Source organism: Nocardioides sp. BE266 (genome assembly GCF_031457855.1).
GTDB lineage: Bacteria > Actinomycetota > Actinomycetes > Propionibacteriales > Nocardioidaceae > Nocardioides.
The window spans coordinates 130,555-150,144 of record NZ_JAURTI010000007.1; the positions used below are offsets into that span (position 1 = coordinate 130,555).

General features: G+C 65.7%; 18 protein-coding genes and 1 pseudogene. 7 read left to right on the forward strand and 12 right to left on the reverse strand.

From position 1 onward, the window contains the following. Positions 1–37 precede the first annotated feature (37 nt). From J2X46_RS20130 to J2X46_RS20155, 6 genes are all read right to left on the reverse strand, one after another. On the reverse strand, positions 38–1,306 hold the full coding sequence (locus J2X46_RS20130) for a Y-family DNA polymerase (RefSeq protein WP_310253730.1): 1,269 nt from the start codon (positions 1,304–1,306) through the stop codon (positions 38–40). Between the two features lie 3 nt (positions 1,307–1,309). Then, positions 1,310–1,711: a S24 family peptidase gene (locus J2X46_RS20135; RefSeq protein ID WP_310253733.1), complete on the reverse strand. Its 402-nt coding sequence runs from the start codon at positions 1,709–1,711 to the stop codon at positions 1,310–1,312. A gap of 397 nt (positions 1,712–2,108) precedes the next feature. Next, entirely contained in the window at positions 2,109–2,837 is a 729-nt protein-coding gene (locus J2X46_RS20140) for a hypothetical protein (RefSeq protein WP_310253734.1), read from the reverse strand. A gap of 100 nt (positions 2,838–2,937) precedes the next feature. Continuing rightward, positions 2,938–3,333 (reverse strand): MmcQ/YjbR family DNA-binding protein, encoded by a 396-nt coding sequence (locus J2X46_RS20145; RefSeq protein ID WP_310253735.1) that lies wholly within the window; start codon positions 3,331–3,333, stop codon positions 2,938–2,940. Positions 3,334–3,374: 41 nt separating this feature from the next. Continuing rightward, the gene (locus tag J2X46_RS20150; protein WP_310253737.1) at positions 3,375–4,022 is read right to left on the reverse strand and encodes a nitroreductase family protein; all 648 of its coding nucleotides are present in this window, start codon (positions 4,020–4,022) and stop codon (positions 3,375–3,377) included. 234 nt (positions 4,023–4,256) lie between these two features. After that, positions 4,257–4,796, reverse strand: a complete 540-nt coding sequence (locus J2X46_RS20155; RefSeq protein ID WP_310253738.1) for a carboxymuconolactone decarboxylase family protein — start codon at positions 4,794–4,796, stop codon at positions 4,257–4,259. A 129-nt stretch (positions 4,797–4,925) separates the two neighbouring features. On the opposite strand from J2X46_RS20155, the gene J2X46_RS20160 reads away from it, so the two are divergent. Then, the gene (locus J2X46_RS20160) at positions 4,926–5,570 is read left to right on the forward strand and encodes a TetR/AcrR family transcriptional regulator (RefSeq protein ID WP_310253741.1); all 645 of its coding nucleotides are present in this window, start codon (positions 4,926–4,928) and stop codon (positions 5,568–5,570) included. Between the two features lie 763 nt (positions 5,571–6,333). On the opposite strand, the gene J2X46_RS20165 is transcribed toward J2X46_RS20160, so the two are convergent. Beyond that, positions 6,334–7,053: a TetR/AcrR family transcriptional regulator gene (locus J2X46_RS20165; protein WP_310253743.1), complete on the reverse strand. Its 720-nt coding sequence runs from the start codon at positions 7,051–7,053 to the stop codon at positions 6,334–6,336. 95 nt (positions 7,054–7,148) lie between these two features. On the opposite strand from J2X46_RS20165, the gene J2X46_RS20170 reads away from it, so the two are divergent. The 3 genes and pseudogenes from J2X46_RS20170 to J2X46_RS24125 all read left to right on the forward strand — a co-directional run. Further along, entirely contained in the window at positions 7,149–8,060 is a 912-nt protein-coding gene (locus tag J2X46_RS20170; protein WP_310253797.1) for an SDR family NAD(P)-dependent oxidoreductase, read from the forward strand. Between the two features lie 262 nt (positions 8,061–8,322). Continuing rightward, on the forward strand, positions 8,323–8,463 hold the full coding sequence (locus tag J2X46_RS20175) for a hypothetical protein (protein WP_310253745.1): 141 nt from the start codon (positions 8,323–8,325) through the stop codon (positions 8,461–8,463). Positions 8,464–8,504: 41 nt separating this feature from the next. Next, positions 8,505–8,933: pseudogene (locus tag J2X46_RS24125) on the forward strand (SDR family NAD(P)-dependent oxidoreductase); the annotation flags it as partial. Between the two features lie 91 nt (positions 8,934–9,024). Here the strand turns inward: J2X46_RS24125 and J2X46_RS20180 are convergent. Continuing rightward, on the reverse strand, positions 9,025–10,242 hold the full coding sequence (locus J2X46_RS20180; RefSeq protein WP_310253747.1) for a helix-turn-helix domain-containing protein: 1,218 nt from the start codon (positions 10,240–10,242) through the stop codon (positions 9,025–9,027). A 156-nt stretch (positions 10,243–10,398) separates the two neighbouring features. Between J2X46_RS20180 and J2X46_RS20185 the strand changes: the two genes are divergently transcribed. The 3 genes from J2X46_RS20185 (at position 10,399) to J2X46_RS20195 (ending at position 13,633) form a co-directional block, all read left to right on the forward strand. Then, entirely contained in the window at positions 10,399–10,605 is a 207-nt protein-coding gene (locus J2X46_RS20185; RefSeq protein ID WP_310253749.1) for a hypothetical protein, read from the forward strand. A 174-nt stretch (positions 10,606–10,779) separates the two neighbouring features. Beyond that, positions 10,780–12,276 (forward strand): class I adenylate-forming enzyme family protein, encoded by a 1,497-nt coding sequence (locus tag J2X46_RS20190; protein WP_310253799.1) that lies wholly within the window; start codon positions 10,780–10,782, stop codon positions 12,274–12,276. A gap of 82 nt (positions 12,277–12,358) precedes the next feature. Next, complete coding sequence (locus J2X46_RS20195; protein WP_310253751.1) at positions 12,359–13,633, forward strand: thiolase family protein; 1,275 nt, start codon at positions 12,359–12,361, stop codon at positions 13,631–13,633. 62 nt (positions 13,634–13,695) lie between these two features. On the opposite strand, the gene J2X46_RS20200 is transcribed toward J2X46_RS20195, so the two are convergent. The 4 genes from J2X46_RS20200 to J2X46_RS20215 all read right to left on the reverse strand — a co-directional run bounded on the left by J2X46_RS20200 (position 13,696) and on the right by J2X46_RS20215 (position 19,289). Continuing rightward, a complete protein-coding gene (locus tag J2X46_RS20200; RefSeq protein WP_310253753.1) occupies positions 13,696–15,261 on the reverse strand; it encodes an AMP-binding protein in 1,566 nt (521 codons plus the stop codon). 162 nt (positions 15,262–15,423) lie between these two features. Continuing rightward, positions 15,424–16,023, reverse strand: coding sequence for a hypothetical protein (locus tag J2X46_RS20205; RefSeq protein WP_310253754.1), 600 nt, complete (start codon positions 16,021–16,023; stop codon positions 15,424–15,426). 459 nt (positions 16,024–16,482) lie between these two features. Further along, positions 16,483–18,030 carry an AMP-binding protein gene (locus tag J2X46_RS20210; RefSeq protein ID WP_310253755.1) on the reverse strand — a complete coding sequence of 516 codons (1,548 nt, stop codon included), beginning with the start codon at positions 18,028–18,030 and terminating at the stop codon, positions 16,483–16,485. After that, positions 18,027–19,289: a thiolase family protein gene (locus J2X46_RS20215; protein ID WP_310253757.1), complete on the reverse strand. Its 1,263-nt coding sequence runs from the start codon at positions 19,287–19,289 to the stop codon at positions 18,027–18,029. The genes J2X46_RS20210 and J2X46_RS20215 overlap by 4 nt, the downstream gene beginning before the upstream one ends. Between the last annotated feature and the right edge of the window lie 301 nt (positions 19,290–19,590).

Consider the following 19,590-nt stretch of genomic DNA (forward strand, 5'->3'; position numbering starts at 1 on the left):
CACTGCGGAGCATCGACGCCCCCGGGAGGTCACCGACTCATCGCACCCGCATCAGCTGATCCCATCGAGTCGTCGCGGCAGGTGAGAGCCGTTCACGGCGCATCGACCAACGTGGTCGTGCCCGCAGGCCGGCGCTGCCGAATCCCAGGGCCTCGCGGCCGAATCGTTGCTCCACCTTCGCGACCGCGTCGCCGAGCTGCGTGTCAGCAGCTGTGAGCAGGGATGGTTGTGACCCGGCCGGGGCGAGGCCGGACAGCAGGAGTCCTGCACGGTTGTAAGGGTGCCCGTCGACCATGGCGTCCAACACGCGCCACGATGCCCGGGCCAGGGCGAGGGGGTCGTTGGTGGGCGGGTCGAGGGTGACCCCGCTCGTGTCGGTTCGGGCGCCCTCGCGGAACCGGGACGAGGAGAGCCATACCTGCATCATTCCCGCCTCCAGCGCCTCGGCTCGGAGCCGGCGGGCAGTCACCTGGGCATAGGAGGTCAAGACTTCCCGCATCTCGGCCTTGGTGTCCACGGTGGCGCCGAGCATCCTGGTGTGCATCACCTGCGCACGCTCGGGCGGCTCGAACCCCACCGGCAGACACGCGGTACCGGCCAGCTCGCGGCCGACCCGTTCGACCGTAACCGACCACCGACTCCTCAGCAGCCGTGGATCGGTCCGTGCCAGGTCCAGTGCGGTGCGAACCCCGATGCCAACAAGTCCGCGGGTCAGGGCCGACCCGATCCCCCACACCTCAGAGACGGGGGTCTGGTCCAAGAGCTCCTCAGTCTGGCGGCGGGACCAACTGGATATGTCAACCAGCGGTACGCCGATGGCCTTGCCGTGGCGTTGCGCCACCTTCGCCAGCGTCTTGGTCGTGCCCACTCCACACGAGGTGGGGAGTCCGACCCAGTTCAGGACGCGAGCCTGGAGAGCGGCCGCGTGTCTGCTCGGGTCGCGGCGGTCCAGGAGGCACCAGCATTCATCGACGCTGTAGACACTCATCGTGTCGGTCAGGGTTTGCAGGGTGCGGTAGAACCTCGAGGAGAAGTCGGCGATCGCTTCATAGTTCGACGATCGTGCGACCACGGCCGCGTAGCGCGGGTCACCGGAGAGGTGGAACCAGGCATCCTGCATAGTCCGGATCCCTAGGGCCTTCGCCTCCGGGGAGGCGGCCACCACGACGCCATCGTTGTTGCTCAACACCACGACCTCGCGACCCTCCAAGGACGGATCCAGAGCTCGTTCGACACTCACAAAGCAGCAGCAGACATCGACCAGCGCCACCGGACGCGTCGCGCCCGGAAGAGTCGCGACAGTCATGACTCACACCCCGAAGGGAAGGTGCCGGATGCCGCAGATCGCCACCCCCCACGGGGCCACCTCCGATGAGAGCGCGATGGTCTCCACGCTCGAGACCAGCAGCGCACGGCCCCCGCGGACCTCCATCACACCAACCCGCCGCTCGCCATCAACCACGACCACGACCACGCGCCCGGGCGCCGGGTCCAAGGCCCGGTCGACGACCAGCTCATCACCGTCGAACAGGCCAAGATCGGCCAACGCCTCCCCGGCAAGACGGACGACGAACGTCGAGGCCGGCCTGCGGATCAGATGACGGTTCAGGTCGAGTGGTCCGGTGTGATGGTCGCGGCCAGGGTGCGGGAAGGACTCACTCGGCGCGAGATCGAGGGGTAGCATCTCCGCATCCACGGCACTCGAACGCATGTTCGAAGGGTAGACGACGTCTGCGCTCGGTCGTCAAGCCGGCCCACCATGCTGTTTGCTCATAGGCCAGCCGGGCCACGGGCGGTGGCACCAAGATCGCGGCGGCTAAGAACGGCGCTGACCCGGGTGGGCGGCGACCTGCCCTAGACGCACACCGTCGGACTGCGCGTCGAGGATCGACGGTCTCAAACCCGCGGCGCGGTCGGTTTCGCACACGGGTGCGTCCAGGGCCTCTCCGTCGCCCGCCGGCGCCAATATCGACCTGTGTCGATAGGCGAGTCAGGACGCTCCGCGCGCATGCCATGACGATCAGGAGACGATGCGGCTCCTCGACCCTGACGGAATCCCAATTACGGGAAGGCTGGGACGGAGCGGTGATGGGTCATCCCGCCGTTCGTCAGTGTCGCCAGGTCTCGATCTGGATCCGGGCTCGGTGCACGCCTTGGAAGTAGCCGAAGGCAAACGCGGTGAACCGCCCGGTGCGGCCAGGGCGGATCTTGGCGGGCTTGGTGTAGTTGTAGCCCTCGTTATAGCTGAGGATGCGGCCACTAGCATCGAAAAGCGTGACGTAGACGGCGGTGTGCCGGATCGCGAACTTGTTACGGTTGCGTACCCGGACCGGGACGTTCAAGCTGCCGGTGGAGTCGACGCCGATGTGCCCGGTGGTGACCTTGACCCGCTTGTCGACCGTGTGCCGGTGACTGCGTTTGCTGGTGAACCGCAAGGTGTAGGAACGCCAGCCGGCCGGGGCGGTGTCGGTGACCACGAACGGTGAACGACGACGCGGCCCGACGACCAGCGGATCACTGATCGCGAGCTCGTTTCCGATCACCCGACCCGCTGCGTCGTAGAAGCAGAGCTGGCCACGGATGTCACGGCGCCACTGCCGGGTCGTGTTGCGGATGTCGGCAAACACGCTGACGCTTCCTGAGGGTCGCGTCACCAGCCGTTGGCTGACGACCTTGAACGAGCCGTCACCACGCATACAGTCCAGCCCAGGCCCCGGGGCGACGGGGGCCGCCGCGGCCGGCACGGGTCCAGCGGTCAACCCGGCGACGAGCACGAGCAGGGTCGTGACCAACGCCCCGCGAAGTCCGCGTTTCATCGGATGCCGTCTCGTGTCCACCCATGCACCCTAACGCCGGGTCGCCACGCTGCGTCCGGACTGTGCGGCCAGGACACTGAGTTCAGGATCGGCGGGTCATCGGTCAGCGCCTCCTTCCCGGTCACGACGAACTCGATGAGACCAGGCCTGGCGGCGTTGTCCCTGCGGGTTGTTTGGAGTGTGGCAGCTTGTCGACGACGAGCTGATAAGAGTCGTTGACGAGTTCCTTCACCAGGCTCTCGTTCAGGCCGGGGCCACCCTTTGCGGTGATCCAGTGCGTCTTGTTCATGTGGTAGCCGGCGCTGATCTCCGAATGCTGCTCGCGGAGAGCTACGGCATCGCCTGGGTCAGCCTTGACGGTAACGACCGGGTGGCCCGGCAGATCGGTCATCAGCATGAAGACCTTGCCCGCCACCTTGTAGGTCACCCAGGGTGGGTTGTCCCGGTGCTCGACCGTGACCTCTGGGAGGGTCTGCGCATGCTCGTTGGCGAGGTCTTGCAGGTCCTGTCCATCCATGACGCGCACTTCCTTACTAGATCGCTACTGGATCGCCCCGCTCACGCGAATGTGAACAGTTGCTCGGGCTCGAAGCGAGAGATCGCGGTCGTGTACTGCTTCTCCAGGTCTGGGTAGCCCAGCGCCAGCAACACGGTGGTGGTGTGCCCGCTCTTGCGGATGTCGAAGGCGTTGTCCACGGTGATCGGGTCGAAGCCCTCGAGCGGCATGGCCTCCACACCCAGCTCGGCGGCAGCCATCATCACGAGACCCAGCACCATGTAGGTCTGCTTCTCCATCCAGTGATGGGTGTCCTTGTAGGTGAAGCTACGCAGGTTCACGAAGTCACGCGTCATCGACTCCCAGTGCTCCTGCTTCGCCAGAGTCGGGAACCGGCCGTCTTCACGCTCCTTGCCGAACACAGCGTCCAAGTGCTCCTCGGGGATATCGGCACGGGTCGTCATGATGATCGTGTGTGAAGAGTTGAGGATCTTCTCGCCATTGTCAGCGAACCGCTCCCCCAGGTTCGCCGCCAGCTTCTCCTTTCCCTCCGGCGTGGAGAGGACGTAGTAGTGATTGGGCTGGATGTTCGTGGAGGTAGGCGCCGAGCGCAGGAACGTCAGCAACTTCTGGACCGTTTCCTCCGGGATGGTCTTGGAGCCGTCGAAGTAGCGGCTGAGGTGCTTGTCCATGAGCTTGTCGAGATCCATGTCATGCTGCTTTCTTCATTGTGTGAGCTGGGGCCCGGCCGTGTGATCGGTACGGATGCCATCAGGTTGGTGTCATCGGGTTCGGCAGAGCTTTCTTCTGCGGTTTGCTCCCTCACCCGGTCGCAGGCGGTCGCCGTCGGGCCCGGCGGTCCTACGCCGGCCGCCGCACCAGTGATCTCGACAACCCAGTCGAGCGTCACCTTCGCCGCGGACGGGTGATGAGCTAGAGGTCGCTCATCCGGCTTCGACCGCGGGGACGGGGATGTCGATGATGGTCTGGTTGAGGTTGTTGAGGTAGTTGGTCAGAAGTGCTCGGACGGCCAGCGTGACGATCGCCAAGATCTGAGCGTCGGCGTAGCCGGCGCTTCTGATATCGGCGAGGCCCGCGTCGCTGATGTGCCCGCGGGTCGCGATCACCTCTCGGGCGAGACGGGCCGCCGCAGCGCGCTTTGGGTCGACCGAGCCTCCGGCCTTCGACAGGTCGATGTCCTCGGGAGTCATGCCGCCCTGGAGCGACCCAGCAGTGTGAATGGCCAGGCAGTAGTCGCAACCGTCGGCATCCGAGACCGCGAGCGCGATGGTGTGGCGGGTCTTGGCGTCCAAGAGCCGGTTCCCCTTGGCCTGCGCGGTCATGACGAAGTCAAGGACGCCGGGGCTTGCCGCAAGGGTGGCGAACATGTTGGGAACGAAGCCGAACTGCGCCTGGACCTGGTCGAGGCTGCTCTGCACGTCGGCGGTCAACTCGGCCGGAGCGGGGGCGGTGAGACGAGACATGAGTGATCGAACTCCTCAGCGTTGATGGGTGGTCGCCCGACTAGGTCGAACTGGGCTTACAAGCCCAGTTGCAGAGTGAACACGTACTCGACTGGGCTGTCAAGCCCATTCAGGGGGTAGAGTGGCGGCGTGAAGACGACGACGGCACCGCCCGAGCACCGCCAGCTCACGGCCAAGGGCCAGGCCACCCGCGCCCGGATCCTGGAAAGGGCCGCCGAGCTCATCTACACCGAAGGCGTCCAAGCCACGAACAACGAAAAGCTCCGCCAGGCCGCCGGCGTGAGTGGGTCACAACTGAGCCACTACTTCCCGACCAAGGAGAGCCTCGTCCTAGGAGTGATCGCCTGGCAGGCAGACCGGGTGCTCTCATTTCATCGTGGCGAGGAGTTCGACGGGTTCGAGGACTTCGCGGCGTTCCGCAAGTGGGTCACCTTCTACACCCGGGAGGAACGACCCTACGGCTGTAGCCTCGGGTCGCTGGCCAGCGAGATCATCAAGACCGACCTCGACGTCCGTGACGAGCTCGCCGCCGCGTTCACCCAGTGGCAAGAGATCTTCCAACACGCGCTCGCACGCCTCCAACAGCAGTCTCGTCTGAGCGAAGCGGCCGACCCTGCACGATTGGCGAACCTGCTGTTGGCGGCATTCCAAGGCGGCATGCTGCTCGCCCAGGTCGCCCGAGACGTCTCACCACTCAAGGATGCTCTCGAATCGGCCCTGGACTATGTGGCGACGTTCGAGATCGGCGCCACCGAGGAGTCCAGCGCAACCTGACTACCACCGGATCAGGCGATGTCGATCCCCGAAGAGGCCCCGCCACCGTCGCCGCTCTGCACGTCACGGACCGGCGATACCACCGCCCCGATGGCCGCCCCGATGGCTGGCGCCGCGTGGATACCTACATCGAGGCACTGCCCATCTGGCAGCGTGAACGGTCTCCGCAGCTACGCCAGATCGTGCACGCCGCCGACACCGAGGTCCCAAACGTGTGATCAAGAGGAGCTCCAGCCCTACTTTGTGTTCGAACCCGCCACGCCATCACCGCGGCGGGCGTATTGGTCGCGGAGGTCGCACTTGAGCACCTTCACGTAGGCGTTGCGGGGCAGTTCTTCGACCCACTGGATCCGCTTCGGGACCCGATAGCCAGACACGGCCGCGCGGCACGCATCAAGGACCGCGTCGGTGTCGATCCCGGCGAAGTCGCGGTCAACGCCGCCGTCACTGCCTCACCCCAGATGCCATCGGGCAGACCGATGACAGTCGCGTCGCCGAACCCGCGAAACGGAACCGGGCTCCGGCTCATGCCCAACTGCTCGGCCAACGCCACGACGCTGACCCGGCCGCCGTTCAGCTGTCGGCCCGAGAGCACCCTCCCCCAGCTCGCTGTAGGCGAGGTCGGTCAGCGAGGCCGGGCGGACCACTGGCTTCAACATCGGCACCTCCATACTGCATTCAGGATAGAGACCGGCCATCGGCGGGGGCGGGCACTGCGTGAGCAGACCGCGAACGAGCACGAACATCGTCCAGGCAGAGGTGGTCAGCAGGCGGGATTCTGGATTCCGTCGAAGATGATGACGTACAGCTGTGTCATGGCGTCGATGTATGCCAGGCCTACATCGTCAACGACCTGCGGGTCACGGAAGGTGAACATGGCGGCCAAGCAGGCTCGGGCGATGAGGCGGGCATTGACGGGACGGAACTCCCCTTCCTCGATGCCGGCTTGGATCAACGCCTGGAGCTTGTTGAGGGCGGCAACAGTATGGAAGTCGAGGATCTCCCTGCTGCGTGGCCACGCCACCAGGTCGGCCTGGAACTCTGGGCTCGAGCGCGCCAGCTCCTGTGAGGCCAGGTAGGCAAGCGCCTGTCCACGGCGGGTGCTGGCTGAGGTGATGGCGACCTCGGCGTCGTGCCCGGTACGGGCGAAGAACCGTCGAATGACACGGACGACGAGGTCGTCGCGGCTGGGTGCCAGTTCGTAGAGGGTACGCCGCGAGCAACGCAGCTCGCGGGCGATGTCGGCGACAGTGAGCTTGGCGAAGCCACGTGCCAGCATCAAGCTCTCCAATGAAGTCAGCAACTCATCGCGACGCGCATTAGTCAATTCCGACACCCCGCACACCTTACGGATGACGGTCTCACAGAAGGAGCATTCGTCCGTACGGTACCAATCACACTGAATCGGTACCTGATCGGAAGAATGAAGGGACGCATGAACGAGCGTCACTTGACGGCACGGTTTGCGCACCGGTACCGTCACGACGCTTGACGGTACCCGTTCGAACCCGCGGTCGTGCCGACCTGACTCGGCTGTTGTCGAGCTTCCGATGCGAAGGAGAGGACTTGTCGACCATGATGTCGTTCGCTGGCAGAGTCGCCGTGATTTCGGGGGGTGGGCGAGGGCTGGGCCGGACCTATGCTCTCGAGCTTGCTCGTCGGGGAGCGAGCGTCGTGATCAATGACCCGGGGTCGAACGTCCAGGGAGCAGGAGGCGCTGCCGCAGCCGACGAGGTGGTGGCTGAGATCGAGTCTCTGGGCGGCCAGGGAGCAGCGTCGCGTGTGCGAGTAGTGGACCAGGCCTCCGCCGCAGAGGTCGTCGACACCGCGATCGACCGTTTCGGCTCTTGCGATGTTGTCATCAACAGCGCCGGAGTCCTGCGCGACCGCACCTTCGCGAAGATGTCCGAAGAGGAGTACGACACGGTCATGCAGGGACATGCCACCGGCCCGTTCTTCCTCACCCAGGCGGCCTTCCGGCACATGAAGCAGCGGAACTACGGGCGCATCGTCTTCACCTCCTCGGCCGCCGGACTGTTCGGCAATTTTGGGCAGTCGAACTACGCTCTCGCCAAGAGTGGCGTCGTCGGTCTGACCAAGGTGCTCGCCCTGGAGGGCGCCAGGCATGACATCCAGGTCAACGCCATCGCCCCGGTGGCCGCGACCCGAATGGCCGCGGAGGGCCTGGCCGCTGGGCTGCCCGAGGCGATGGATGCGCAACTGGTCGCCCCGTTGGTCGTCTACCTGGCATCCGAGGAATCTCGTCACACGATGAAGACCTTCTCGGCCGGCGGAGGGCACTTCGCGGAGGTGTTCGTCGTCGAATCCCGAGGATGGACGTCGCAGGGCGCGGTGAGTCCCGAGGACGTGGCGGCGAACATGCACCACGTCATGGGACGCGACGACACACTCGAGTTCGGCAGTGCCTTTGAAGAGATGGGGCACGTGTGCCGAGAAGCAGGTGTCCGGAGCCCGTACGGCGACGCCTGACTCTGCCGCCGATGTCCGAGACATCTGTCGTGCCTCGATATCGGGCGGCCGGACGCATACCCAGTCCGGGCGGTCGCCCAGCCGCCACCGGGGCCTACGCGCCCTTCAATGCGGATCGTCGCGCGACAGGCCCGGAGAGCAAGCCAATGCGACTTGTAGATTGCGCTGCCATCGTCACCGGGCCGCCTCGGGCCCCGGCGCGGCGACTACCGCCAAGTTCGTCGAGCTCGGCGTCTATGCGGTAGACCCGCCTTCGACGCTCGTGAGCCTGACCGTCGAGCAGCAGGCGAACGGGGTCACCTATATCGGCGCCGATGTGACCGTCGAGGAGAACGTCCGGATGGCTGTGGACGCAGCGACCCGGAACGGACCGCTTGGCGCCCTCCTCAACCGCGGCGGGTAGCCCGGTCAACCCACATCCTCGGTCGCCAGGGAGTCCATGAGATCACGTGGCTCCGGCGAGTCGTCGACGTCAGTCTCACCGGCACGTTCACCGTGCCTGCTCGTGGGCCAGCGGCGATCGCACGAACCGATCCCGACGACCACGGACAGCGGGGTGTCATCATCGACACGGCCTCGATCGCAGCCTGTGACGGTCAGGAGGGACAGGCGGCAGTCACCGCGTCGAAGGGTGGGGTGGTCGGCCTGACGCTCCCTGCGGCGCGGGACCTCGCCCGTTACGGCATCCGGGTCTGCACCGTCGCGCCCGGGATGGTCGACACCCCATTGCTGTCCGCGGTGAGCGAGGAGTTCAGGACCGGCCTCACCTCGGCGTCCAGTTCCCCGGACCGCATGGGCCGTCCGTCGGAGTACGCACAGCCGGCGGTGATGATCATGAAGCACGGCTACCTCAACGGAGCGACGAACCGCATGGACGGCGGCCTCCGGATGGCCGCCCCGCTAGAGTCGGTCGTCGTCGATGGGCTCGGCCGGGGGTCGCCTCGAGTGAGGCCGGCGTGCTCGGCTACGACTCGTCCGTCCCTGTCCTCTGCCGGATCACGTCGTATTCCAGGGCCCACCAGACCCGGACCGTCTCGTCGGTGCGGTCGAGATTTGCACCGGTCGAACATCGGAACTTCTCCAGCCGATATCGCACCGTGTTGGGGTGGACGAACAGATGTTCGGCGGTCCGCTGGACCGATTTGTCCTCGCGCAGGTAGGTCCGCAAGGTCTCGGTCAGCGCCTCAGCCGCAGCGCCCTCACCCAGCGGAGCGACGTACTGACCGCACAGGGTCTCACCCACCTCCGGCTGCCGCAGAAGCGCGAGATGCAAGGCGAGGTTCTTCGACGTCACCACACCCATGATGTTGAACAGCCGCGCGCTGCGCAGCAGCTCCAGGGCGAGGCCGACGCCCTCATGTATCGATGCCGGACGAAACGGTCCCACGCACGCCATCAAGGACGTGCTGAACTCCTGGGAATCGGGAACAGCCGCCGTGGTGAGCGCCGCCAGGTGGCCGTGGACGAAGCCGACGATCGAGCGGTCCAGGGTGCTGGGCACGAGTCTCTCGACGAGGCTGGCTGCGGCAGAGTCCTGTCCGTCGAACAACGTGAGCCAGTAGTCCGTCTCTGCCTTGAGCCCATGGAAGTCACCGATCTCGGCGATCTCCTCAGTGGGGAAGCCACCGTTGAGAACGCGCGAGAAGAAGTCCGCGCGCCTTCCCTCACGCCGGATCGACTTCTCGAGCTCGATTCCGTGGCGGTCTTCGACGATGCTGTCGACGACCGTGTCCGTCCAATCCCAGATGCGCCGCACCCCTGCCAGCACGGCGTCGGTCGATATCCCCTCGCTTCGGCCGATTTCCACGAACTCGTCGACCAGTATCGCGACGACCGCCCGGTGCGCACTTCGGACGACCTCGGGAGGCACGCCTTGGTCGACTCGCCGACGCGTGCTGACGTCCTTCTCTTCGAGCAGCGCCGAGGACGCGTCCCTCTGTCCGCTGAGCAGGTCCGCGATCCGCAGGACGTTGCGCTCGGTCGACCGCTCCAAGTCTCCCAACGGGACACGCTCGTAGTGCGAGAAGGCTCGGAGCTCCTCGAGCTGACGCAGTCGGAGGTAGGGCACCTGCTGACGGATCTTGTCGGCTACGAGTGCCAGCGCCTCATCGATGCCACCCCCCAAGCCGGCGTTGCCGTTGGCGGCGACGCTCCGGCCTGCGTCGGTGTCGATGTTGCCCATTCTGCTCACTGTACGTGCTCACAAATGTCGGCCGGTAACTCTGAGATCCCGAGACATAGTGTTGTCAACCTACCTCGGCCAGACTCGACGAACCCGATTCGCAACGGAGGTTTTCACTATGGCTGAGCGTTCGAGCCGTCCCTCGGCCTTGCTCCGGTGGTCCTCGACCGGATCCTGCAGGCGGTCGATGTGATGCGAGACGCGGGCAAGGCCATCCTCATCGTCGAGCAGGACACCGAGGTGGCGCTCTGCTGTTGCGACCACGGATACGTCCTGGCGGACGGGTGCATCGTCGCGTCGGGGTCCGCTGCGGAGTTGAGAGCCGACAAGACGCTCGAGCACGCCTACCTCGGCGACGGATAGCCCGTCAGAAGACCCGACCAACCCGACGGTGCGCGTCCTGGGTCCGGGGAGGCAGGTGCCTTCCCCTGCTCGCAGGCGTGCACAGACAGCAATCGCGCCACCCTTGCCGCCCAAGACGAAGGAAGCCTCGTGACGATTCCGCAACCGTTCGTTTCGTTGTCCCACATGATCGAGATGAACGCCCGCTCCAAACCTGGAGACATCGCCTGGTCGGATGCTCGCCGGGAGTACAGCTGGCGAGAGTTCTCCGAGGAGGTCAACGCCAACGCCAACGCCCTCATCGGCCTGGGACTGGGCAAGGGGGACGTCGTCGCGATGCTGGCCGACTCGTCGTACTGGACGTGGCACATGGCGTTCGGCGCCATCCGGGCCGGAGGCGTGATCGCGCCCCTGAACACCATGCTCCATCCCACGGTGGTCGCAAGCACACTGACCAAGTCAGGTGCCAGTCACCTTCTGGTGAGCGCGAGGTTCTTCGAGCTCGCCGAGGCGGCGCTGGCTCTCCTTCCCGACGGCGAGCGGCCGAGCGTCGTCACAGCCGAGGGTGACCTTCCCGGCAGCATCGACTTCCGGGAGGAGCGGCGGATGGCCTCGACCGCACCTCCCTCGGTCGTCCTCGAGGGGACGGACGGATTCACGGTCGTGTACTCCTCCGGCACGACCGGTGTGCCGAAGGGGATCCTGCACACCCACGCGGCGCGTCTTGCGATGGCGGCCAGCTACGCCTCCGCCTACGAGTTCGAGCCTTGGACGCGTCTCTACCTGACCACACCGCCCCACACCAACGGGTCATGGATGGTGGTGCTGCCGGCGATCTACGTCGGAGCGCGATCGCACCTGGCCGAAGGCTTCGACGTGGACCGGTTCCTTTCCGACGTGGAGAGCTACCGGCCGACCGTCTCCTTCATCGTCCCGACGATTGGAGCGAGACTGCTCAAGCATCCCGGTGTCACAGAGGTGGACTGGTCGTGCTTCAAGTTCATCCTGACCGCTGGAGCGCCGATGCCCCCGGAGATGAAGCAGCGGTTGCGCGAGCTGTCCGACGACGCGTTGGGCGAGGTGTGGGGATTCACCGAGGGCGTCTCCTCGGTCATGCATCCGAGGCAGATGGGTGGGCGCCTCGACTCGGTCGGCCGTGCGATGCCGGGCTGTGAGTTCCGCGTGGTCGACGACCACGGGCAGGAGCTGGGACCAGGTGAGATCGGCGAACTCGTCGGACGATCGAACTTCATGCTGAGCGAATATCACAACGAGCCTGCTGCGACCCAGGCGCTGATCTGGCACGGCCCCGACGGGAGCGTCTACCTGCGCACGGGCGATCTGGGGCAGATCGACGACGACGGCTGGATCTACGTGCGCGGCCGGAAGAAGGACATGATCATCTCTGGTGGCCTGAACATCTATCCCATCGACATCGAAGAGATCCTCCGGCAGGAGCCGGCCGTCGAGGAGTGCGCGGTGGTCGGAGTGCCCCACCCCGACTGGGGTGAGACGCCAGTTGCCTTCGTGGTGCCGGCACCCGGAGTTGACCTAGTGACCGAGGACCTGCGTGCAACTGCGAACGGCCGACTGGGACGGCATCAGCGGATCTCCGAGATCCGGGTGATCGACGAGCTGCCGCGCAACACCCTCGGAAAGGTGATGAAGCACCGACTTGTCGAGAGCTACTGAGCTCGGCATCACTTGACCGCGAACCGCGGTCCGTATCGCTGATCCGCCTCTCGAATGGGGCACCGCAGATAGGAGAAGTCCCATGTCCGCGCCCGTCTACATCGTTGGTGTCGGTTCGACCCCGGTCGGCAAGCACCCTGAGCGAAGCTTCACCGACCTCGTCGCCACCGCGCTCGACGCAGCTGCCGACGATGCCCGACTGGAGAATCGAGATCGCATCGAGGCGACCTGGTTCTCCAACTCGTTGATGGACTTCTGGGGTCAACGAGCCGTCCGCGGTCAAGCGGTCCTCACGCCGCTCATGCTGAGCGGCAGGTTCCCCAACGGCAACACGATCATCAACGTCGAGGACGGGTGTGCGAGCGGTTCGGTCGCGTTCAACGGTGCCTGGTCGGCCGTTCGCCAAGGTGCCGATCTGGCATTGGCGCTCGGAGTCGAGAAGATGCATGACCCGTCCCGTTCCGCATCGGAGTTCCTGCAGTGGATGGACGGCACCGGCAACATGCTCGACCCCGATCTGTTCTGGGGGCCGTTCCGCTCGATCGCAGCGGAGCACGGTCTCGATCTCCAACAGGATCCAAACCGCTCTCTCGGCATGGACGCCTACTCGGTGTTCGCGTTGACACACATGAAGAGATACGGAACCACCATCGAGCAGATCGCCTACGCAGCTGCGAAGAACCACACCAATGCAGTGGGGAACCCACGAGCGCAGTACCGGTTCCCGATGACGATCGAAGAGGTACTCGGTGACCGAATGGTGGCAGAGCCCTTGACCCGCGCGATGTGCGCACCGCGAGGCGACGCCGGTTCAGCCGTGCTGGTGTGCTCCCAGCGGTACCTCGACGCGCAGCCGAGCGAAGTGCGCAACAGGGCCATCCTGGTCCGCGGGCACTCCCTTCGGGGCGGGCTGATCGATACCGACGGCGCGACGACCTGGGAGAAGCGCCGGGCCCCGGTGCGCGCCGCGGAGGAGGCCTATGCGCTGGCAGGGGTGGCCCCGTCGGAGTTGGACCTGGTCGAGCTACACGATGCCGCATCCTTCGCTGAGATCGCACTCGTCGAAGACCTCGGCCTGTGTGCCCGAGGCGAGGGAGGCCCCTTCACTGAATCCGGTGCGACCCGCATGGGGGGGCAGATCCCGGTCAACCCGTCGGGTGGCCTGGTCTCACGGGGCCACCCCATCGGTGCCACCGGCCTGACCATGCTTCACGAGGTCGTCCTCCAATTGCGCCACGAGGCGGGGGAGGTCCAGGTGCGCGACCCTCGCATCGGTCTGGTCGAGAACGGGGGCGGACTGCTGGGCCTCGACAACGCAGTGAGCGCGGTGACGATCCTCGAGGGCGCCGCAGACTAGCCGATGTGTCCCCACGGTCGCGCCCGTGGGGACACCCCGGCGGGCCCAGCAAAGATGGGGTGTCACCTCTTCGAAGCGCGACGGCCCTCGGCGAGCTGCGCACGGATGACCTTCTTGTCGACCTTCCCCACGGCGGTGGACGGGAGTTCGCCCACAAACCGAACGGTCTTCGGCGCCTTCACGGACCCGAGAGCCGCTTTCGCGGCCGCGATGATCATCTGAGCGTCGGCGAACGACGGGTCGGTCGGGACGACGATGGCGCAGACAGACTCGCCCCACTGATCGTCGGGAATGCCGACGACCGCGCAATCGCGGACCTGAGGCATCGCCAGGAGAGCGGCCTCCACCTCAGCGGGATAGACGTTGAAGCCGCCGGTGATGATCATGTCCTTCTTGCGATCGACGATGTACAGGTAGCCCTCGTCGTCGACGTAACCGATGTCGCCGGTGTGATGCCACCCGAACTGGCGCACGTCGGCCGTCTCGACCGGGCGCCGGAAGTAGCCGACCGTCACCAGGCGACCGCGCACCACCAGCTCACCGCGGTCGCCCGTTGACAGGAGATTCCCGTCGTCGTCCATGACCTGCACCTGGCATGAGAAGGTCGGACGTCCGCAGCTGCGCAACCGTTCGGGGCGATCGCCGGCCGCGGCAGCGGCGACGTCCTCGGGAGAGAGGTAGGTCGCCATGAAGGGGACCTCCGCCTGGCCCCAGGACTGCGCCACGCACGGTCCGAATGCGTTGACGCCTTCGGCGAATCGGTCTGGCGATACCGGCGCGGCCGAGATCAGCATCATCCTCAACGAGGAGGTGTCGCGTGCTCGCGAACGCTGACACTCCAACATCCGGTAGTAGGCGGTCGGCGGCAGGAACATGTGGGTGACGCCGTGACGCTGGACATGGTCGAGGGCGTCCTCGGCGTCGAACCCCGGCCGAATCACCACCGTGCCACCCTGTGCGGCCAGCATGACGGCCATCACCCCTGCGGCATGCGTGATCGGCGCGACCATGAGATTGACCGGACGGTCGGCCGCCGGCCAGTGCCGGGTAGCGATGTCCATCAAGGTGGCGAACACCTGGTTGGTCCATTCGACGGCCTTCGATGCTGCCGTCGTGCCGCCGGTCGGCCAGGCTGCGCACATCACGTCCGACGCCCCGTGGGGATCACTCCAGTCGGGCACCTCAGTGTCAGCGCCCGCCGCGACGAAGTCCTCCATGGCCTCCCCCCCGACGAAGGGCCTGTCCAGGCACACCACGTGAGCGAGCGAGCCGACCTCGGCGCGGATGCGCGCCACCTGGCCTGCAAAGCGCGAATGAAGGAAAAGCCACTTGATGCCGACCTCGTTCATGAAGTCGATGGTGGCGCCGAGGGCGTTCAACGGGTTCAGAGGCGACCAGGCGCCGCCGGCACGCCACAGCCCCAGCATCGCGATGAGCCCCTCGCTGGCGTTCGGTCCGAGCACACCGACCCGGTCGCCGACCTGGAACCCTCTGGCATAGAGACCGCGGGCGATCTGCCACGATTGCGCTTGCGCACGTCGGTAGGTGACGTTGCCTTCGTCGGTGATGGTGAACCAGCGCTCGGGGTCTATCCGCGCCCCTTGGTCGAAGTAGTCGATTACCCGCATCTGCTTCCTTCCCCTATTCGCTATCGGCTGCGCTCGAGGATCGTCACCGAGCACACCGCCACGTCATGACCGACGATCCCGCCGCCCTTCTCCACCAGCGCGGTGCGGGGATCCTGCAGCTGGATCGCCCCGCCTCGCCCCGCAACTGGAGGACCGCCTCGTTCAGCATGAGCAGGTTGTCCTGAGGTCTGCTGCGAGCTCGTGGTACCGCGCCCAGCAGGCGTCGGGATCGAGGCTGCCGGCCCCGGCACCGATCCAATCCAGCGCCTCGGAAGCCGGTCTCGTCGGATCGTTCACCTTCTCCGCACCGATCGCGATCGTCACGTCGTCGATCCGGGCCAGGACGTGCCTCCACGCTTCGTGGAAGGCCAGCGACCCACTGGCGCAGCCACCTTCGACATTGATGATCGGCAGGCCCGAAGGCAGCAGGCCGGCCACGGCGAGCGGGGTCGAGACCTCCTGGCCGCGGTATGCGCGCTGGCCCCAGAAGTCCATCATGTAGTTGCTGAACCAGATCTGCGTCAGCAGTTCCCGATCGACCTGCGCGTCAGCCAAGGCCTCGCGCACAGCCTCCGCGATCAGGTCGGTGAAGGTTCGCTCCGGCTGCCGCCCGACCGGCGAGGCGCCCCCTCCCAGGATGTACACATCATCAGCCCGCATGGGATCTCCCTCGACGTTCTCTGACGGGTCGCTCACCTCTCGCCGCGAACCCGCCTCGTGCACCCGGACGAGGTGATGGGCGTGGTGTCCGACGACGTCCATCGTCGCTAGCCGCCAGCGGATTGGCCATGGACGAGAGGACGAAGTCCGCGAGCTTGATGTGGAGCGGATTACAACGCCGGCGAGGCGTCCTCTCCCGAGCCGGCGCGTGACTGTGCATTGAGCTCCAACGCCCAGGCGAGCTCACACGAACCGGTGACAGGTTCACCTATTCGTGCAGCAGTCCCGAATGGCGCATCGTCGAACCAATCCTCCAGACCCGGGAACGTCCCTTGCCCTACTACCAAGGCACATGCGGCCCTGCTCGCGGCGGACCAATCGGTGGTGCATGGCACCCGGTATCGAGCATCCCATCACAGTGACCCGACCATCGGAACGCTGCGGCCGGGATCGCGACACCCGCCGAGTCGGTCACGACGACCACTGAGCTGTGTCCCGTGTTCAACGGTGCCCATTCCCAACCGACGGGTAGGCGGTCCGTGGTCGCGCAGGCATCTATCGTCAGGTTCCGTGTGATGGTTGCACGGAGCGGCTGAACTGAGTTCGCAGCTCTCGCTTCAACACCTTGCCGTACGCGTTGCGTGGGAAGGACTCCACTTGGATGACCCGCTTCGGCACCTTGTAGGAGGCCAGGTTTGCTCGACAGTGGGCGATGACTTCTGCTTCATCGACCTCGACGCCAGGTGTGCCGACCACGAATGCTGCGACTTCCTCGCCCCAGATGCGGTGCGGCAAGCCCACGACAGCAACCTGGTCGACGTTCGGCGCATCGGCAAGGGCGTCCTCGACCTCACGGGCGTAGACGTTGGAGCCCCCTGTGACAATCATGTCCTTCAGTCGATCCACCACGAAGAGCCGCTGCTCCTCGTCGATATAGCCGAGATCTCCGGTGTGCAGCCAACCGTCGCGGATGACCGCTCTGGTCTCATCTGAACGGTTCCAGTACCCCGTCATCATCTGCGGCGAACGAGCGACGATCTCGCCAACGACGCCTGTCGCAGCCGCCGTCCCGTCAGGTGCCTCGATCCGGACCTCACGATCGGGCAGGATCTTGCCTGCGGATCGTACCCATGGCGAGTCCGGGTCCGCCAGCGCCTTGCGATGCCCTTCCGCGTCGAGGACGCTCAGGAACAACGGCGTCTCCATCTGCGCGAAGCTCTGCAGCATCCGACAGTCGAACACGCGAGCCGCTTCGAAGAACGTCTCCGAGTCGATCGGTGAGCCTGCGTAGTACAGCCAGGCGAAACGCTCATGCGGTCTCCAGTCCGGACCGCCGGCGTCGAGCAACATCCGAATCATCGACGGGACGAGGAACAGCCCGTCAACCTCGCCAGCAGCGATACGCCCAGCGGTAGCAACGGGGTCGAATCGCGAAACCACCACATTCGTACCGGCGTTCTGGATCGTCGGCAGCATGAGGAAACCTGCGCCGTGCGTGAGCGGCGCAGCGTGCAGAACCCGAGTCCCGCGGCTGATCGGTAGGAGCCGCTGCGCTGTGTCCATCACACTGTGCCAAGACCCATGCGACAACATGACCGACTTTGGAGCCGAGGTCGTGCCGCTCGTGTACATCAGCGAGGCGATGTCAACGTCCTCACGCGGAACAACAGCGATCGGTTCCTGGCCGCGCATGAGGTCGTCGGCGGACATATGTGACGACTGGCCTGACATGTCGACCACGAGTCGGCCGGAGGTTGCGTCCGCATTGAGGAGCGGAAGAAATCTTGGCTCGGTGAGGATGGCGCGACAACCAGCGTCGTTGATCATGTACGTGAAGTCGTCGGCGGTAAGCCGAGTGTTGAGCGGGACGACGATCAGTCCGGCGGCGAGCGATCCGAAGAACGCCTCAACGTATGACCTCGAGTTGTCGAGGAGCAGCCCGACACGATCACCTGGGCGAAGTTCCTGGCCGGCAAGCCCCGCCCCTAGAAGCAAACACCGGTTGAGAAGTTCTTGATAGGTGGTCACCCGGTCAAGGTCGGGTTCGTCCAACGCAATCTCGGTAGGTGCATCAGCGGCACCGCGGGCGAGGACTTCGGCGATATTCATCGTGTTCCTTCCAGCAAGGTGACGAAGCAGGTGGCCTCTTCGAGTCCGAGCACGCCACCACCGTTCTCCGCCAGGCCCACGCGCGCGTCGGGCACCTGACGCGAGCCCGCCTCGTGCCGTAGCTGCTTCGTGAGCTCGTAGATCATGGATAGCCCCGTCGCGCCTACCGGGTGGCCCTTGGCGACCAGACCTCCAGATGTATTCACCGGCAGTGAGCCGCCCGGTCCGGTCTCTCCGTCGAGGGCGAGCTTTGCCGCTGCGCCTTCCGGGCACAGTTCGAGCATCTCCAACTGCAGGATCTCGGCGTACGACGTGGCGTCATGAACCTCCACCAAGTCGACCTGATCGGGCCGGAGACCCGCCTGGGCGAAGGCCCGGCGACCGGCATACCGACTCAGTGTCGGCTCGCTCGGGTTCCGCGTGTAGCTTCCGGACGCAATCCCGATTCCCGCCACGCGGACCGCCCTGCGCCGCAGATCGGGGTCCTGACGAGCAAGCCACTCGGCCGAGAAGACCATCACTCCCGTCGCCCCATCGCTGATCGGGGCACACATGGATCGCGTGAAAGGCGTAGCGACCATCCGATCCTGCAGAACCTGCTCCGGAGTCAGCGTGAACTGGTACTGCGCAAGCGGGTTCTCAGCGGCGTAGTTGTGTGTCTTGGCGCAGATCGTTGCGAGAGCCTCCACCCCGACGCCGTAACGGGCCATGTGCAGACACGCCTGCACCGCATAGGTCTCCATGAACATGCTGACATCGGGATTGGCTCCCCACGTCCTGCCCACATCCGCAGACGCCGCGGCGTACATGGACTCGAGGCGCCCCTTATCGAGACGCTCGGCACAGCCGGCAAGCAGGTCCAGGATCGTCCCGGCTGGGGCGCGTTCCCCCAAGTGCATCTTCTCCACGCCGAGCGCGACCGCGACCTCGCTCTCCCCTGCCCTGACACTCGTCACCGCCCCGTGGAGGGCGCTGGCTGATGTTGCACAGGCCGCTTCGACGTTGACGATCGGCACTCGGTTGGCGAGCTTTCCGGACTCGACCAACGGGGCCAGAACGGCTTGTCCTCGGACGTTCGGCTGGCCCCATGCATCCAGAAACGAGCTGCCGAACCAGATCTGCTCGGCAAGGGTGAGATCCTCCAGCTTGGCGTCGGCCGCCAGCTCGTCGACCACGCTGGAGACCAGGTCGGAGTGGCTACGATCCAGATGCCGACCGAAGTTCGTCGAAGCGACAGCGACGATGTATGCATCGCGCATTACATAACCATCCATTCGGTAATCGCGGGCCGCTGCACGGGAACCAAGAGGAATCCGCAGGCATGACGGGCACGCATGCGGGTGAGTTGGGGGCTCCCGGCAGCGCCCGACCGTCGGCCGCCAGACCCAGAGCGGCTCACGTGGTGCCTGCCAGAACGGTGGATGAGCATGTCGGGCTCGGGCACCATGGCGTGACGAATGGTGTACGCCAGGGACGTCTCGCCCGAGTCGGAGCGCGGCACCGGCGCGGCGGACGTTGTGTTTCCGTGCCCCCACGTTGTTCTTGCGAGGTTGTCGCTCG

Excerpts from the sequence above, each read along its gene's own strand:
- J2X46_RS20130 (WP_310253730.1), bottom strand. The coding sequence starts at position 1,306 with ATGACTGTCGCGACTCTTCCGGGCGCGACGCGTCCGGTGGCGCTGGTC.
- J2X46_RS20135 (WP_310253733.1), bottom strand. The coding sequence starts at position 1,711 with ATGCGTTCGAGTGCCGTGGATGCGGAGATGCTACCCCTCGATCTCGCG.
- J2X46_RS20145 (WP_310253735.1), bottom strand. The coding sequence starts at position 3,333 with ATGGATGGACAGGACCTGCAAGACCTCGCCAACGAGCATGCGCAGACC.
- J2X46_RS20150 (WP_310253737.1), bottom strand. The coding sequence starts at position 4,022 with ATGGATCTCGACAAGCTCATGGACAAGCACCTCAGCCGCTACTTCGAC.
- J2X46_RS20155 (WP_310253738.1), bottom strand. The coding sequence starts at position 4,796 with ATGTCTCGTCTCACCGCCCCCGCTCCGGCCGAGTTGACCGCCGACGTG.
- J2X46_RS20170 (WP_310253797.1), top strand. The coding sequence starts at position 7,149 with ATGTCGTTCGCTGGCAGAGTCGCCGTGATTTCGGGGGGTGGGCGAGGG.
- J2X46_RS20180 (WP_310253747.1), bottom strand. The coding sequence starts at position 10,242 with ATGGGCAACATCGACACCGACGCAGGCCGGAGCGTCGCCGCCAACGGC.
- J2X46_RS20190 (WP_310253799.1), top strand. The coding sequence starts at position 10,780 with ATGAACGCCCGCTCCAAACCTGGAGACATCGCCTGGTCGGATGCTCGC.
- J2X46_RS20195 (WP_310253751.1), top strand. The coding sequence starts at position 12,359 with ATGTCCGCGCCCGTCTACATCGTTGGTGTCGGTTCGACCCCGGTCGGC.
- J2X46_RS20200 (WP_310253753.1), bottom strand. The coding sequence starts at position 15,261 with ATGCGGGTAATCGACTACTTCGACCAAGGGGCGCGGATAGACCCCGAG.
- J2X46_RS20205 (WP_310253754.1), bottom strand. The coding sequence starts at position 16,023 with ATGGACGTCGTCGGACACCACGCCCATCACCTCGTCCGGGTGCACGAG.
- J2X46_RS20210 (WP_310253755.1), bottom strand. The coding sequence starts at position 18,030 with ATGAATATCGCCGAAGTCCTCGCCCGCGGTGCCGCTGATGCACCTACC.
- J2X46_RS20215 (WP_310253757.1), bottom strand. The coding sequence starts at position 19,289 with ATGCGCGATGCATACATCGTCGCTGTCGCTTCGACGAACTTCGGTCGG.